The organism is Halobaculum sp. XH14 (assembly GCF_032116555.1).
Classification (GTDB): Archaea; Halobacteriota; Halobacteria; order Halobacteriales; family Haloferacaceae; genus Halorarum; species Halorarum halobium.
This window is the reverse complement of sequence record NZ_CP134949.1, coordinates 2,435,220-2,449,715: the sequence shown is the minus strand read 5'-3', so window position 1 is coordinate 2,449,715 and position 14,496 is coordinate 2,435,220. Positions and strand designations below refer to the sequence as shown.

Genomic DNA, 14,496 nt, shown 5'->3' with positions numbered 1-14,496 from the left:
AGTAATATACTCTACTGGTTACCGTTTCACGGTAGCTCTTATACGACTACGGACTGGATGATCTTCGCTTCTGCTCGCCGAAGATGTTCTCCAATCGTCCCCTGCGACAGTTCAAGCTTGGCAGCCAAGTCCTGTTGGGTTGCACGGCGCGGGATGTCGTAGTATCCCGCCACGATCGCTGCCCGCACGATCTCTTTTTGACGGTCGGTGAGCTGCGCCGCTGGGTTATCCATGTCCGGCTGATACTCTCCTGTCCGTTCGAGACGGAGGTCCATTTCGTCAGGGATGCTAGCGATCATCCGGTGAAGGGCTGGATCCTCACCGAAGAAGGTGACTTCCTGCCCCTCAGCAGTCTCCTCGATCGGCCAGTCGATACTGATTGGTTCGGTATCTGCCAATTCAAGGAGCGTTGTTTCAATCTCGTCGGGCTCGTACTGGAGATAGGCCAGCCACGTTTCACCACCCGTTACGGTACAAGAGATGAACTCCGGCGTTTCGTCTACGATTTTTTCGAGGAGATCGGCATCACCTCGGAACCGCACGATCGCAACGGCGGTCCCATCATCGAGAAGATTGGCGTACTCTATCGTTTCCTGAGTCGCGACGAGCCTGCCATCGATCCATATTTCTCTCGGATCGTCGGTGTTTTCCGGCAGCTCTTGGTGGTCGCTCGATCGAAGGTATTCCTCAGTCGGGGTAATAATGACGGTTATGTATCTCATTATCGTCGAGGGTCACGTCTGCGGGCGCAGTCTCTCCCCTCTCTTTCTCTCGGATCGTGTCTCTTGATGGGGAGCTGTTGACCGTTTCATACGAGTGGCTATGAATACGGTCTATTATAATGATCCCGTTTATAATCGGGGTAATCCCCGAGGGCAAACGGCGTCTCTCCCTACGCGATGCAAGGGATGCAAAAGCGAGAACTCAACACAGGATGCATCGACGCTCCGAATAGAATCACTCCACGATCAACACAGGATACGGCAGTGATCGGCGGTCCGAACGAAATCAGCGGGGCCGCAGAGCTTCGAACCACTCGTCTCCCGTCGTTGAAAACGACTCCGACTGACTCTTTCACCGTCTGTGGGACCAAGACCCAAGACGGGGTTCCGGAAGCAACTGCCGAGGAGGTGTGACCGTGTCGACCGAAACTACCGAGACACGGATGGCGTCCGCAAATGCGATCACGGCGAGAAACGTCGAGCTCACGTACTCGGACGGTACCCGAGCGGTGCGTGGTATCGACCTCGACATCCCTCAGGGTGAGTTCTTTGGGTTTTTAGGGCCGAACGGCGCCGGGAAGACCACCGCGATCAAGACGTTCGTGACGTTGCTACGGCCCACTGCCGGGTCGGTGACCGTCAACGGGTTCGACGTCACTGACGAGTCCCGCGCTGTCCGCTCGTCCATCGGCTATATGGCCCAGGAGACGAGCGTCGACGAGGAGCTCACTGCACGCGAAAACATCCAGTATGCGTGTGAGATGTACGGCGTTCCACGCAGCGAGCGCGGCGGACGCATCGACGACCTATTAGATCTCGTCGATCTCGCTGATGTCGCCGACAAGCCGCCGGGGGAGTTCTCCGGCGGGATGAAAAAGCGCCTCGACGTCGCGACTGCACTGGTTCACGAGCCAGAGCTCGTGTTCCTCGACGAACCCACGACCGGGTTAGACCCGAGGGCCAGACTCCGCCTGTGGGAACACTTCCGTGAAATCAACGAGCAAGGCACGACGATATTTCTCACGACCCAATACCTCGAAGAGGCCGACGAGCTTTGCGACCGTCTCTCGGTGATTCAAAACGGACAACTCATCGCCACTGACTCACCGAACGCGCTCAAAGCGCAGGTCGGCGGTGACGTCCTCGAGATAACGCTCGAAGATTCGACTGCCGAGCCGCGTACCCGAGCCCAACAAGTGGCGCGTAACTCGGGGCTGTTCGAGAACGACAGCATCGGCCGCACCGACGAGGGCATCGCTATCACGTCCGAACACGCGCGCCAGGCCGGGACCGACCTCCTGATCGCACTGCGGGACGCTGACTTCACAGTCACGGGATTCGACGTTCGATCGCCGACCCTCGATGACGTTTTCCTCGCCATCACTGGCGAAACAGCGAGCGAAGAGACGGCCGACGACCAGCCGAATGAGCTCGTCCAGACGGAGGTTGGCCGATGAGTACGATCGAAACGGAGCAGGTTGCCGAGCACCAAGCGGCTGGCAACAATTTTCCTGTCGACGTGTGGGTTACGCTCAAACGCTGGCTCCGGAAATCCGTCCGTAACACGTCCGTGGTGTTTGAGGCATTGTTAACGCCGTTCCTCTTCCTGATATTATTCACACAGGTGTTCGGGCAGATTGCCGAAGGACCAATCCAGGAGATGATTGGAGCGGATGTTACCTACATCACCTTCCTCACTCCGGGTATCGTCATCCTCTCAGCCATGGTCGTAGCCATCCACTCTGGGATGGGGTTCATCGACGACATGGAGAGTGGCATGTTCGAAAAAATACTCGTCTCACCGACCCACCGAGGGGCGATGTTCCTCGGAAAAGCCCTCGCAGATGTTATCCGAGTCATCGTTGAAACGGCGATAATTCTTGTACTCGGATACCTCATCCTCTGGATCGATTCCGGTGGCTCGGTCGGGACGTACATCCAGACGGGACTGGGAGGCGTACTTGGCGTGTTCGCCATCGCTATCTTGTTTTCGCTGTGGTTTATGGCCTTCTCAAATATCGCTGCGCTCGTGACGAAGAATGCGACGTCGACCGCTATGTGGGCGTATATGTTGCAGTTTCCGTTGTTGTTCGCTTCGAGTGCATTTGTCCCAGTCAGCGCTCTACCGAAGTGGATGCAGGTAGTGGCGACGGTCAACCCGGTTACGTATGGTGTCGATGCCGTTCGTGCGCTGATGCTCGGCCAGGACGTCCTCACGGTGATCGACGTGACGGCGTTCTCCGGCATCTGGAATACCATCGTGCCTGCGGTAGTAGTGCTCGGCGTGTTCGACCTCGCGCTTGGTGGGATTGTCGTCGTCTTGTTGCGACGCGTGGCGAGTTCACGAGTCCGCTAACCCGCTTTGCTGTTTTTTCGACGTATTCCAATGTTCCACAAATATGAAGACGGGAGATAACATGAGTGATCAAGCCGGTGAAACAGGTTCTGAGGGTGGGCAGCTACGACGATCTGATTCTGTGATCCACTACTGGGTCAGGGGTCCGGAAGACGGGCCACTTGTCGCCTGCATCCACGGTGCATCGATGGACGACCGGATGTTCGACCCGCAAGTCCAACCGCTCACCGCCACTGGATATCGAGCTCTCACCGAGGACACCCGCGGACACGGGCCTCCAAGCCCCTTGGGGAGGAATTCAGTGTCGCATCGGTGGTTGATGACTTGCGAACTGAAATTCACCGGGCGCGAATCTGATTGCCTCCCCGGCGCCAACCTCAACTTCTCCGATCTCGATCTCGAACGTAGTCATTTCCGACTGGACGTAGAACACCTCCTGATCGCTGTGGCGGTGGTACGCGTAGCCGAAGCTCTCGCTGGGGGCGAGTTCGAAGTAGTTCATCGCGCAATCGGTCGTCCCGAGTGCCCGGGAGATCGGACGGATGACGTCTGCGGGGCTATTCGTCGCCGGGACCGCGACATCCCGGTGTGAGGGCCGGTATCAGATGCCCTCCCGTCCCTGCTCGATCGTCAGTCCTCTTGCGAGTGAGGTAATGAGGACCTCCTGGAGTCGGTCGTAATAGCCGACTTCGAACCCGTCGAGTTCGGCCTCGTATTCCTCGAATTCGTCCTTATGTAGCGCGAGGAGGCCGATCGATCCACCCATGAGACCGAGGAGAACGAACGGTTCGAGGTCCGAAAGTGGTCCATCACTCTCTGCCTGTAGTTCTTCGATGAACGGAAGCAACTCCGCCATGCTCCCTCGCTGAACTTCCTCGAGTTTCTCCGATGAGACGTTGCGAAGACCGAGACTCTCCTGATGATTGCCCTGGATGATCATCTGCTGGATGAAGGGATTTCCTTCGGCGAACTCCGCGTAGCACCAGAAGAACCGCTCGAGTCCCTCACTGGCGTCCTCTACCTCTCCCAATTCTGATCGCACGCGATCGACGTAGGTCTCCAGTTCACGCTGGAAAATCTCGAGATAGAGGTCGCCCTTGGCGTCGAAAAACTGGTAGAAGGTGGGCTTGGCGATCCCGACGGGATCCGTGATGTCCTTCACGGTGGTTTTCTCCGGGCCGTAGGTGAGGAGCAACTCGCGACCGGTCTCGACGAGCTGTTCCCGGATGCGGTCACGCTCTTCGTCGCTGAATCCGCGCATGTCTCACGATCAGGTCCGTGACTGTATAACCGAACCGGTTGTCAGTTATAACTTCATAACCGGAAAAGATATTTAGTTATAGAGTTGAAGGGCAAGTATGGCACCGATCGAAGTGACCGATCTGACCAAGGATTACGGGAGCGTCGTCGGGATCGACTCCCTCACGTTCAGCGTCGAGGAGGGCGAGGTGTTCGGCTTTCTCGGGCCCAACGGGGCGGGCAAGACCACCACGATCCGGACGATACTTGGATTCCAATCGCCGACCTCTGGAACGGCGACCATCCTCGGGCGAGACGTAGAAGACGAAGGCGAATTCCTCCGGGCCAAGGCCGACGTAGGCTACCTTCCGGCGACCCCCGTGTTCGACGAAACCGCGACGGGGACCGAGATCCTGGACCTCCACGCCGATATCAAGGGTGGCTCTCGGCGCGAGGAACTGCTGGAACGGTTCGACCCGCCCGTCGATCGGCCGGTCCGGGAGTACTCGACCGGGAACGTCCAGAAACTCGCCATCGTCCAGGCGTTCATGCACGACCCCGACCTCGTGGTCATGGACGAACCCACCTCGGGGCTCGACCCCCTCATGCAGCAACGGTTCAACGACTACATTCACGAGGAACAACGGCGCGGCGTGACCGTCTTCTTCTCCTCGCACGTCCTGAGCGAGGTGCGCCGACTTTGTAACCGCGTAGCGATCCTCCGGGACGGCCACCTCATTGCCACCGAACCGGTCGAATCGCTGCTTCACCGCAGCGGCAAGGTCGTCCATCTCCGGATCGACGGCACTGTCGACGAAACGGCGTTCGACATCGAGGGCGTCCACGACCTCGACGTTCGTTCGACGGTCGGGGCACAGACGGGAAACCCACCGCAAGAGGAGAGCGATCACGACCTCAAACTCCGGGCGGACGAGAGCGACGGAACGGGGACCGTGACCGACGTGTCGTTCACGTTCACCGGGGACGTCAACGACCTCGTCGACGCAGTGGCGCCGTACGAACTCCGCGAGTTCGACGTCGAGGAAGCGCCACTCGACGAGGTCTTCATGCAGTTTTACGGTGGTGAGGCCAGTGCTTGAACTCGCCACCTACGAGGGGCGAAAGCGGGTCAAGGGGTCGCTCGCGCTCGCGCTCCTCTTTACCGCACTCGCCGGGATGTACACGGGCACGTTCCCGTCGATCGTCGAGGGGATGGACCCCGAGACGCTCGACCAGCTGACGTCGTCGTACCCGGACGCGATGATCGAGGCGCTCAATCTCCAGTCGCTCACGACCATCGAGGGGTATCTCGCCTCCCAGCTGTACACAGTCGGGTGGATACTGCTGGCCGGCCTCTACTTCGGGTACACTGGGGCGGGCCTGATCGCCGACGACGTGGATCGGGGCCGGATGGACGTGCTGCTGTTCCTGCCCGTTTCGCGGTCGCGCCTCGTCGCCGAGAAGTTCGCCTCCGTGCTCGTCCCGCTCGTCGCCATCAACGTCGTCGTTCCGGTCGTCGTGTACGTGGCGTCCCGGGCCATCGGGTACCCGATCGCCGCCCTGGACGTGGTGATGATGCACCTGCTTTCGATCCCGTACCTCCTGTGTTGTGCGGCGATCGGCCTCCTGTTCTCGGTCGTCGTGGATCGAGCCTCGATCGCCCAGCGGAGCGTCCTCGGCGCACTCTTCGGCCTCTTCCTCCTCGAATCGGTCGTGGCCGGCACCGATTTCGGCTGGATCGGGAACGTCGCCCCGATGCACTACCTCGACCCGACTGCGATCCTCATGCACGGCGAGTACGACCTCGTGGCGGCGAGCGTCCTCCTCGTGGCGACGATCGCACTCGTCGGTGCTAGCCAGGTGTGGTTCGCTCGAAAGGATGTGGCATAGGATGCCCCGAACGATGCAACTGATCGAAACCAATGGCGACGCACCGCCAGAACTCGTCCGGGAGGTTCCCACCGAGCTTCTCGCCGACCGGGAACTTTCATTTCGACGCAGCCAGTGCCGACCGCCACGAAGGGGCCGAGGTCGTACTCGTCATCGAGCGCGCCCACTGCTACCACGGCGGACCCGTGGAGGGAGCCGGCCCCCATCGACGGTGGCGAGGAGGAGTCCGACCCGGACCACGAACAGCGTCACGAGGAATGACTCAACCGGTGTGAGCCGCCTGGGCCATTCGATCTACTCGAACGCTTCACGTAGCGTGAGCGCCGGGAAGAGGGATCAAGAATGTTTAACCCATAGGTTTAATATCTCGAACCGGATGTGTTTAACCAGATGGTTGAACAACGGCCGGACGACCTGGACCTCGACGCGGTCTTCAAGGCACTGGGCCACCCGATCCGTCGGGAGATCCTCGAGCAGCTCGCGGACGGGCCGGAGAGCGTCAACGAGCTGGCCGCCCCCCACGACGTGTCGCTGGCGGCGGTCTCGAAGCACCTTCGCGTGCTGGAGGACGCGGGCCTCCTCGACGTCGAGGAGGACGGCCGGGTTCGACGATGTCACCTCGACGCCGCGCCACTGAGTGAGGCGTTCGGGTGGCTGACCCGCTACCGCGTGCTCTGGGAGGACCGATTCGACGCGTTGGCCGACCATCTGGAGAACGAAGACCAATGACAAACGACAACAGCGGAAGCGAGCCGACGACGAACAGCGACCAGAATGACTCACGAAGCATGACCGTGAGCCGCGTCATCGAAGCATCGCCCGAGCGAGTGTACGAGGCGTTTCTCGATCCGGACGAACTCGCCCAGTGGCTGCCGCCGACTGGCTTCTCGGCCCAGGTCCACCACCTGGAGCCCGAGGAGGGCGGGACGTTCCGCGCCACGTTCACCGGAGAAACCGAAGCGCTCGCGGACCAGGGCCACTCCTTCGGCGGCACCTACCGGGAGCTTTCGCCTGGCGAGCGGATCGTCTACACCGAATCCTTCGAGACCGACGAGCCGAGCATGGCCGGCGAGATGACCGTGTCGGTTACCTTCGAGGACGTCCCCGACGGGACCGAGATCACTGTCCGACAGGAGGGCATCCCGGAGGCGATCCCCCCGAGTGACGCCAACGCCGGGTGGAACGACTCGCTCGGAAACCTCGCGGCACTCGTGGAGGAAGACCGATGAGCGATCTAGAAACGAGCGAGACGAGCCTGACGATCCACCGGACGTTCGACGCACCGCGCGAGGGAGTATTCCGCGCATTTACGGAGCGCGAGGAACTGGAGGAGTGGTTCGCTCCGTCACCGGGCGACGTCACGACCGAGGTCGAGGCCTTCACGCCCGAGCCCGACGGCGAGCGTTCGATTCGCTTCCACACGGACGACGAATGGTTCGGTAGTGACGGTGTGTTCGAGGACGTCGTCGAGAACGAACGGATCGTCTACACGGACCAGTGGATCAACTTCCCGGAAGCCGATGTCGACAGCCGCGTCACCGTCGAGTTCACCGACGTCGAGGCCGGCACAGCAGTCGTCCTCACCCACGAACAACTCCCGGAGGGCGACTTCGTCGGTGGCGCCGGGATGGGCTGGGAGATTTCCTTCGACAACCTGGCGGACGTGGTCGAGGAGGCGTAGTCATGCGGAAACTCGTCGTCGAAAACAAGGTCACGCTCGATGGGATCTTCGATAAACAAGCGGAGTGGCAAATGCAGTTCTGGAACGGGCCCGATGAGATGGCGCGCTACTCGAAAGAGCATATCACTGCGTTCGATGCACTGTTGCTGGGCCGCGTGACCTATCAAGGGTTGTCCGCAGTCTGGCCAGCCATGACGGACGACGTCGGGTACGCAGACTGGATCAACGAGATCCCCAAGCACGTCGTCTCGACGACCCTGGACGAAGACGATCTCGAGTGGAACGCACAGCTGATCGCGGAGAACGTCGTCGACGAAATCGCCGCGCTGAAACAGCAGTCGGGAGCGGACATTTTGCTGGTCGGGAGTGGCGAGCTGCTGCAGACGCTCATGGAGCACCGTCTCGTCGACGAGTACCGGTTCATGGTCCATCCCGTCGTTCACGGGAGCGGGACGCAGCTCTTCACCGACGAGAGCGTGCCAGCCGGTCTGGAACTCGTCGAGACGGAGACGATCGGCTCGGGGGTCGTCGATCTCACCTACGAACCCGCGGAAGAAGGCGAGGGAAATCAATGACGGACGACACGACCAACGAAACCGAGATCGAAACGAGCGAACGAACGATGACCGTCCGACGAACGTTCGATGCACCGCGGGAGCGTGTGTTCGAGGCGTGGACGGACCCGGAGCAGGTCGACCAGTGGTGGGGACCGAACGGCTTCACGACCACGACCGACGAGATGGAGGTACGGCCCGGCGGAACCTGGCGGTTCGTGATGACTGGCCCCGACGGCGACGAGTACCCGAACCGGGTCGTCTACGACGAAGTTGAGGAACCCGAGCGCCTGGTCTACACCCATGGCTCTCCCGACGATCCCGAGATGTTTCGGATGACGGTGACGTTCGACGAGCGAGAGGGCGGCACGACCGAACTCACAATGCGCCAGCAATACGAGTCGGCCGCGGCGCTGGACGAGAGCATAGCGGAGTTCGGCGCCGACGACGGCGCGAAGCAGACCCTGGGCCGGCTCGCCAAACACCTGGCAAACGGAGGGACCCCGTAGCATGGGAACCGTCTTCGTCGACATGTCGATGTCGCTCGATGGGTACATCGCCGGCCCGAACGATAGCCGGGAGAACCCCCTGGGTGATGGCGGCGAGCGGCTCCACGAATGGGTGTTCGACCTGGCGGCCTGGCGCGAGCAGCAGGGCCTCGAGGGGGGCGAGACCAACCGGGACGACGAGATCGTGGCGAAATCGATCGAACGGGCCGGCGCCTTCGTGATGGGCCGGCGGATGTTCGACAACGGCGACGGTCCGTGGGGAGACGACCCGTTCGAAGGGCCCTGGGGCGACGACCCGCCCTTCGGCGCGCCAGTGTTCGTCCTCACGCACCACGCCCGGGAGCCGCTCGAGATGGACGGCGGGACGACCTTCCACTTCGTCACCGAGGGAATCGAACGCGCCCTCGAACGCGCCGAGGAGGCCGCTGGCGACGGGGACGTCCGAATCTCGGGCGGTGCGGACGTCGTCCGCCAGTACGTCGAGGCGGGACTCGTGGACGAGATTCAGCTTCACGTCGTTCCCGTACTGTTTGGTGACGGTATCCGATTGTTCGAGCATCTCGGTACCGGGCCGATCGAACTGGAACGAACGTGGGTGGTCGATTCGCCCGACGTCACGCATCTCGGGTACCGGGTCGGAAGGGAGTGACGCCACGACAGGAGAGACAATCATGACACAACCCGAACTCGACCTTCCGGCGGTCGTCTCACGAGACGAATGGCGAGCAGCCCGCATCGAACTCCTCGAAAAGGAGAAGGAACTCACCTGGAAGCGCGACGAACTGAACGCCGAGGCGCCGAAGACGCTTCGAGACACTCGAAGCGCACGACCTGTCGTTTCGAGAGTGAGGCGGGGGAGAACAACGTGAACATCACGGACACGGTGGCCGTCGTAAGTGGTGGCGGCTCGGGGATCGGGCGGGCCACAGTCCTCGCGCTCGCCGAGCGGGGAGCATCGGTCGTCGTCGCTGACGTCGACGAGGAGGGAGGGCGACAAACTGTCGACCTCGTTGACGGGCTGGGCGGCACTGCTGTCTTCACTCGCTGCGACGTCACGGAGACTGACGACCTCGCCGGAGCGTTTGCACTCGCGGTGGATCGCTTTGGCCTGCTCGACATCGCGTTCAACAACGCTGGCATCGCCGGCGGAGACCTGTTTGCCGACGATCCCGGCGACTGGGAGCGCATCGTCGACGTCGACCTCACGGCGGTGATCGATGCGACCCGCATTGCGGTCCGGGAGATGAAGCGGACAGGCAGAGGCGGAGTGATCGTCAACACCGCCTCGCTGATCGGACTGGCACCGATGGCGGACGCCCCTGTGTACGCTGCTGCGAAGGCGGGCGTGGTCAACTTCTCGCGATCGCTCGCGCACCTGGACGATGAATCCGAGATCCGAGTAAACACGATCTGTCCTGAACTCGTCGACACGCCCATGGCCCTCGGTCTCGGCGAAGAGCAATTAGCGGAGCTACGCGCGGCGGACGAAATCCTCGCTCCCGAGGACATCGCGGCCGGGGTCGTGGAACTCATCACGGACGACTCGCGTGCCGGGGCCGTGATGCGCGTCACCGTAGGCGATGGGCGGGGCTACGTATCGACGTGAGAACTGGGAGTGAGAGTACACTAGAGACAAACCAATGACAAACGAAACCGCATTACCGAAGGTCGTATCGAGAGACGAGTGGCGCGAAGCTCGAGAGGATCTACTCGTCGAAGAGAAAGAACTCACCCGCAAGCGAGACGAACTCAACGCCGAGCGTCGTCGGCTGCCGATGGTCGAGATCGACGAGGAGTACGTCTTCGACGGGCCAAACGGTGAATCGAGCTTGCTCGACCTGTTCGAGGGCCGTCACCAACTCATCGTCTATCATTTCATGTTCGACCCGGAGTGGGAAGAGGGCTGCCCGATCTGCTCGTTCCTGACCGACAACATCGGCCACCTCGCCCACCTGCACGCTCGGGACACCACGTTCGCGCTCGTCTCCCGGGCGCCGCTGGACAAGCTGGAGTCGTACAAGGAACGGATGGGTTGGGAGTTCCCCTGGTACTCCTCCCATGGGAGCGACTTCAACTACGACTTCCACACCACCCTCGATGAGAGCGTCGCCCCGGTCGAGTACAACTACGAGATCCTGGATGAGGTCCCAGAGGGCAGCGTGGAGGGGCACGGCCTCAGCGTCTTCCTGCGGGACGGCGAGCGCGTGTTCCACACCTACTCCACGTACGCCCGCGGCGTCGAGGCCCTGCTCGGCACCTACACGCTGCTCGACTACACGGCCCTTGGCCGGCAGGAGGCCTGGGAGGAGCCCCAGGGTCGCAGCGACCAGGAGTACTGGGGCTGGCGCCGCCACGACGAGTACGAAGACTCTGTCAAATGATCACCGCCCCTCTGACGATTCACGGACGATAGATCGAACCCAATCATGACAGATCCCGAAACCGTAAGCGAATACATCGACCAGGCGCCGGACGGAACGCAAGCAAAACTACGCGAACTGCGCGCGTGTCTCCGCGAGGTCGCACCGGACGCCGAGGAGGGCCTGAAGTGGGGCAACCCCGCCTTCTCGCTCGATCGAATCCTGTTCACTACGGCGAATTCAAACACCACATCGGGTTCTATCCCACGCCCGCAGCCATCCAGGCATTCGAGGACGAACTCGACGCGTACGGAACGAGCGAGAGTACGATCAAGTTTCCGCTCGACGAGCCGCTTCCGATAGATCTTATCCAAGAGATTGCCGCATTTCGAGTCACAGACGTCAAAGAGAACGACGCAACGTGGATGTAAAACTCCGATTCCGTCGAACGGCCGTGTCTATGCCCCGATCTCGTTCCTTTTGGATTTCGTGTGTCCCCTCGCCACGCTGTAGAAGATCGTGGTAAGAGCGACCACGTATACCGGGTCGATGGGCTCAAACGGCGTCCCGACGATCTTCAGTACGGTATAGGAGATCAGCAGAGCCACGCCGAGCCACGACGCCGCCATCAGGGCGACGTACGCAGTTCCGTTATCATCGGACCATGCTCTGGGGTCCATACGATCACATCGACTGTCGGGGCCTTAACTTTAGCCACTCCTGACCCCCAGTTCCGCCGGGCGTCGACGCCAGTGAGCACCGAGGATCCTCTAGTGAGCCTGTCGACAGCCCTCGGGAGATCCGAGAATGCCAGCGATAGAGAACGCGTTACGACGGCAGGAAGTCGACGACCTCAAGCTTGTGGAGGAGACTGAGCTTGCCCGGAAGGAGCCACCGTTCGGCGATCAGGCCGTCCTCGAACCGGATGAACGCCATCTGCTGGACCTCGATCTCGCGACCGGTCGGTTCGATGCCCCAGAGGGGCCCTCGTGCGTTCCGCGACTCATGAGGAACATCGCGACTATGTCTCCGTCCACGACGACATCCTCGACCGTCTGTGAAACGTCCAGGAACGCCGTGAAGAAGGCCTCGTAGGACTCTCGAATCGCCGTGTACCCCCTCCTGATTATCGAAGGCGTTGTTGTCAATGGTGTCAACGGCATACAGTTCGTCGAGTAAATCGAGATTCCCATCCCCGAAGGCGTCCTCGAGAATGCGGCGGGCGAGCCGTTCACGTTCTTTCTCCCGGGGAGATAGTGCTGTATCCGTCATCGTGTCTTCGCCCGTTCACAAAAGCCGACGATGCCAGCAGTTTTGTTGATTAAATCGATCTTCGTAAGTCGCCACTCCGGGTCTCGAAACGATCCTACTCCTCGACCACGACGACCTTGCCTACGGGCGGTTCACGAGGCTAGGTCCAACACCAGTGTGGCCACGGCCAGCAGGAGGAACACGTGTTGCCCACTGACCGAGTAGTCGCCAGCGCGTATGTGGACGAAGGCGGCACCGACAAAGTATACGACGAGGCCGACTGCGGCGGCCGTCCCGATCGATGGCACTGGCACGCCGATGCCGATCAGCAGTCCGAACGCGCCCGCTGCTTTCAAGGTGCCCAGTAGAGGCAGCCACGATTCTTTCACGTCTACCTCGGCCATGGATTCGAGGATGGCCTCAGGGGGGCGAAAGAAAGCTGCCGCCGAGATGCCGACAGCGATGATGGTCAGAATACTGATGCCTATGTAAGCGGTGGACGTAGTGAGTGTCATGGTTTGTTCTCGTGCATTATGTTCCGGAGTTCATTCCTCATGTTCCATCTGTGTCTCCGACTGAGCGATCGCACGCAAGCCGTCGGATTCGATTCCGAGCGGAATATTAACGAGGTTAGTGTAGTTTTGAAACGCATTCAGCCACGTGATTTCGACGATCGCCTGCTCGTCGAAATGCTCGCAGAGCGCTTCGAACGTGGCGTCAGAGACGTTCTTCTGGCACGTGACTTCCTCCGCGTACGCCAGTGCTGCTCGCTCCCGATCGGAAAAGAGCGGGCTCGCCTGATACTCCGTGAGCGCGTCGAACTTCTCCATATCGAGATCCTCGCGGATTGCTTCCGACTGCGTGAGATCTACACAAAAGCCGCACCCGTTAATCTCCGAGGTGAACATCCCCACCACGAGCTTGAGTTCGGGCTCGAGCTGAATTCCCTCGTGGAACTTCTGGAGCATGCGGTTAACTTCCAGAGACTCTGACATGCGCGCAGTCACGACTTTCACCGGAGTCGGTACCGTGCCGAACTCCTGTCGCATCGTCCTGTAGGCTGACTGTATTTCGGGTTCATCGGGCTCCTCGATCGGCTCTAGTCTCGGAGTCACGAGGCATCCTCCTCCGTAGGGGTACTCGGTACACGCGCCAAGACGTCAATCGCAGTTGCCATGCGAGGCATAGGTCTGCTACGCCTGACGAGACCACGGACTTGCTCGTGAATATATTCACCCTATTAAGTTCTCTGGGGATCCGTTAAGCCGATCGCCGGCCAACTCCAGTGCGTATGGTTCGCGTACACCTGAAAGTCGAGATCGGAGCAGACGACGACAATTGGCTTGCCGGGGTCTCGACCGATTTCTCTGACGCCCAGTTCACGATTCTAACGAGCCAGCCCGTAGACGATGGCGTGCTCGAACTGGTCGAGGTAACGACACCGGACGGGGACGCTATCGTTCGCCGGTTCGACGACGCACCGGAAGTGCGTTCGTACGACGTGCTCCATTCTGGCGACGGGACGGTGCTGGTCCAGTTGGTGTTTCCGATGTCTTCAACGTATGAAGCGAGGCGTGCGAAGGGGATTCTTCCGCGATTTCCCTTCATCATCCAAGACGGGTGGGCATCCGGTGAACAAACTGCCCCTCAGGAGCAGTTGTCGGAGCTAACTGCCGAGTTAGCGGCGGCTGATATCCCATATGAGATACTGTCGGTAACCCAATCGTACGATTCGAACGGACTTTTGACCGAGCGCCAGCGGGAGGTCATTACTGAAGCGGTCGAACGCGGTTACTACGACAGTCCTCGCGACTGTACGCTCGTCGAGCTTGCAGAAACATTCGGGGTCAATCAATCGGCGGCGAGCGGCGTTCTGCATCGGGCTGAAGGTCGGATTATCAAGAATTTTATCTCATAGGCGGCTGCAAAGAAAG

Annotated in this window: 19 protein-coding genes and 2 pseudogenes; 14 read left to right on the top strand and 7 right to left on the bottom strand. The window is 60.7% G+C overall.

Annotated elements, in window-relative coordinates; translation table 11 throughout:
• Positions 1-38: 38 nt before the first annotated feature.
• Positions 39-722 carry a helix-turn-helix domain-containing protein gene (locus RJT50_RS12535; RefSeq protein WP_313691747.1) on the bottom strand — a complete coding sequence of 228 codons (684 nt, stop codon included), beginning with the start codon at positions 720-722 and terminating at the stop codon, positions 39-41.
• A 443-nt stretch (positions 723-1,165) separates the two neighbouring features.
• Between RJT50_RS12535 and RJT50_RS12530 the strand changes: the two genes are divergently transcribed.
• Positions 1,166-2,179 carry an ABC transporter ATP-binding protein gene (locus tag RJT50_RS12530; RefSeq protein ID WP_425499733.1) on the top strand — a complete coding sequence of 338 codons (1,014 nt, stop codon included), beginning with the start codon at positions 1,166-1,168 and terminating at the stop codon, positions 2,177-2,179.
• Positions 2,176-3,078, top strand: a complete 903-nt coding sequence (locus RJT50_RS12525) for an ABC transporter permease (RefSeq protein ID WP_313691744.1) — start codon at positions 2,176-2,178, stop codon at positions 3,076-3,078. Before RJT50_RS12530 ends, RJT50_RS12525 begins: the two co-directional genes overlap by 4 nt.
• Before the next feature lie 331 nt (positions 3,079-3,409).
• Here the strand turns inward: RJT50_RS12525 and RJT50_RS12520 are convergent.
• Together RJT50_RS12520 and RJT50_RS12515 are read right to left on the bottom strand one after the other, a co-directional pair.
• Positions 3,410-3,622: pseudogene (locus RJT50_RS12520) on the bottom strand (cupin domain-containing protein); the annotation flags it as partial.
• Between the two features lie 57 nt (positions 3,623-3,679).
• Positions 3,680-4,339 carry a TetR/AcrR family transcriptional regulator gene (locus tag RJT50_RS12515; protein WP_313691741.1) on the bottom strand — a complete coding sequence of 220 codons (660 nt, stop codon included), beginning with the start codon at positions 4,337-4,339 and terminating at the stop codon, positions 3,680-3,682.
• A gap of 97 nt (positions 4,340-4,436) precedes the next feature.
• Here RJT50_RS12515 and RJT50_RS12510 point away from each other — a divergent pair, with 97 nt between their 5' ends.
• From RJT50_RS12510 to RJT50_RS18665, 11 genes are all read left to right on the top strand, one after another.
• Entirely contained in the window at positions 4,437-5,417 is a 981-nt protein-coding gene (locus tag RJT50_RS12510) for an ABC transporter ATP-binding protein (RefSeq protein WP_313691740.1), read from the top strand.
• Positions 5,410-6,207 (top strand): ABC transporter permease subunit, encoded by a 798-nt coding sequence (locus RJT50_RS12505; protein WP_313691738.1) that lies wholly within the window; start codon positions 5,410-5,412, stop codon positions 6,205-6,207. Before RJT50_RS12510 ends, RJT50_RS12505 begins: the two co-directional genes overlap by 8 nt.
• A gap of 390 nt (positions 6,208-6,597) precedes the next feature.
• The gene (locus RJT50_RS12500) at positions 6,598-6,936 is read left to right on the top strand and encodes an ArsR/SmtB family transcription factor (RefSeq protein ID WP_313691737.1); all 339 of its coding nucleotides are present in this window, start codon (positions 6,598-6,600) and stop codon (positions 6,934-6,936) included.
• On the top strand, positions 6,933-7,436 hold the full coding sequence (locus tag RJT50_RS12495; protein ID WP_313691735.1) for an SRPBCC family protein: 504 nt from the start codon (positions 6,933-6,935) through the stop codon (positions 7,434-7,436). Before RJT50_RS12500 ends, RJT50_RS12495 begins: the two co-directional genes overlap by 4 nt.
• The gene (locus RJT50_RS12490; RefSeq protein ID WP_313691733.1) at positions 7,433-7,888 is read left to right on the top strand and encodes an SRPBCC family protein; all 456 of its coding nucleotides are present in this window, start codon (positions 7,433-7,435) and stop codon (positions 7,886-7,888) included. Before RJT50_RS12495 ends, RJT50_RS12490 begins: the two co-directional genes overlap by 4 nt.
• Before the next feature lie 2 nt (positions 7,889-7,890).
• Positions 7,891-8,463, top strand: coding sequence for a dihydrofolate reductase family protein (locus tag RJT50_RS12485; protein WP_313691732.1), 573 nt, complete (start codon positions 7,891-7,893; stop codon positions 8,461-8,463).
• Positions 8,460-8,951, top strand: coding sequence for an SRPBCC family protein (locus RJT50_RS12480; RefSeq protein WP_313691731.1), 492 nt, complete (start codon positions 8,460-8,462; stop codon positions 8,949-8,951). Before RJT50_RS12485 ends, RJT50_RS12480 begins: the two co-directional genes overlap by 4 nt.
• 1 nt (position 8,952) lies before the next feature.
• On the top strand, positions 8,953-9,600 hold the full coding sequence (locus RJT50_RS12475; protein ID WP_313691730.1) for a dihydrofolate reductase family protein: 648 nt from the start codon (positions 8,953-8,955) through the stop codon (positions 9,598-9,600).
• 216 nt (positions 9,601-9,816) lie between these two features.
• The gene (locus RJT50_RS12470) at positions 9,817-10,557 is read left to right on the top strand and encodes an SDR family NAD(P)-dependent oxidoreductase (protein ID WP_313691728.1); all 741 of its coding nucleotides are present in this window, start codon (positions 9,817-9,819) and stop codon (positions 10,555-10,557) included.
• Positions 10,558-10,591: 34 nt separating this feature from the next.
• Positions 10,592-11,332 (top strand): DUF899 domain-containing protein, encoded by a 741-nt coding sequence (locus RJT50_RS12465; protein ID WP_313691727.1) that lies wholly within the window; start codon positions 10,592-10,594, stop codon positions 11,330-11,332.
• 45 nt (positions 11,333-11,377) lie between these two features.
• Positions 11,378-11,674: a DUF1801 domain-containing protein gene (locus tag RJT50_RS18665; protein WP_425499678.1), complete on the top strand. Its 297-nt coding sequence runs from the start codon at positions 11,378-11,380 to the stop codon at positions 11,672-11,674.
• A gap of 95 nt (positions 11,675-11,769) precedes the next feature.
• Here the strand turns inward: RJT50_RS18665 and RJT50_RS12460 are convergent, their stop codons facing one another.
• From RJT50_RS12460 to RJT50_RS12445, 4 genes and pseudogenes are all read right to left on the bottom strand, one after another.
• Positions 11,770-11,991, bottom strand: a complete 222-nt coding sequence (locus tag RJT50_RS12460; RefSeq protein ID WP_313691726.1) for a hypothetical protein — start codon at positions 11,989-11,991, stop codon at positions 11,770-11,772.
• Positions 11,992-12,139: 148 nt separating this feature from the next.
• Positions 12,140-12,474: pseudogene (locus RJT50_RS12455) on the bottom strand (ester cyclase).
• A gap of 240 nt (positions 12,475-12,714) precedes the next feature.
• Positions 12,715-13,077 carry a DoxX family protein gene (locus tag RJT50_RS12450; protein WP_313691724.1) on the bottom strand — a complete coding sequence of 121 codons (363 nt, stop codon included), beginning with the start codon at positions 13,075-13,077 and terminating at the stop codon, positions 12,715-12,717.
• A 30-nt stretch (positions 13,078-13,107) separates the two neighbouring features.
• Positions 13,108-13,677: a carboxymuconolactone decarboxylase family protein gene (locus RJT50_RS12445; protein WP_313691722.1), complete on the bottom strand. Its 570-nt coding sequence runs from the start codon at positions 13,675-13,677 to the stop codon at positions 13,108-13,110.
• Between the two features lie 176 nt (positions 13,678-13,853).
• On the opposite strand from RJT50_RS12445, the gene RJT50_RS12440 reads away from it, so the two are divergent.
• Entirely contained in the window at positions 13,854-14,480 is a 627-nt protein-coding gene (locus RJT50_RS12440) for a helix-turn-helix domain-containing protein (protein WP_313691721.1), read from the top strand.
• The last annotated feature ends 16 nt before the right edge of the window (positions 14,481-14,496 follow it).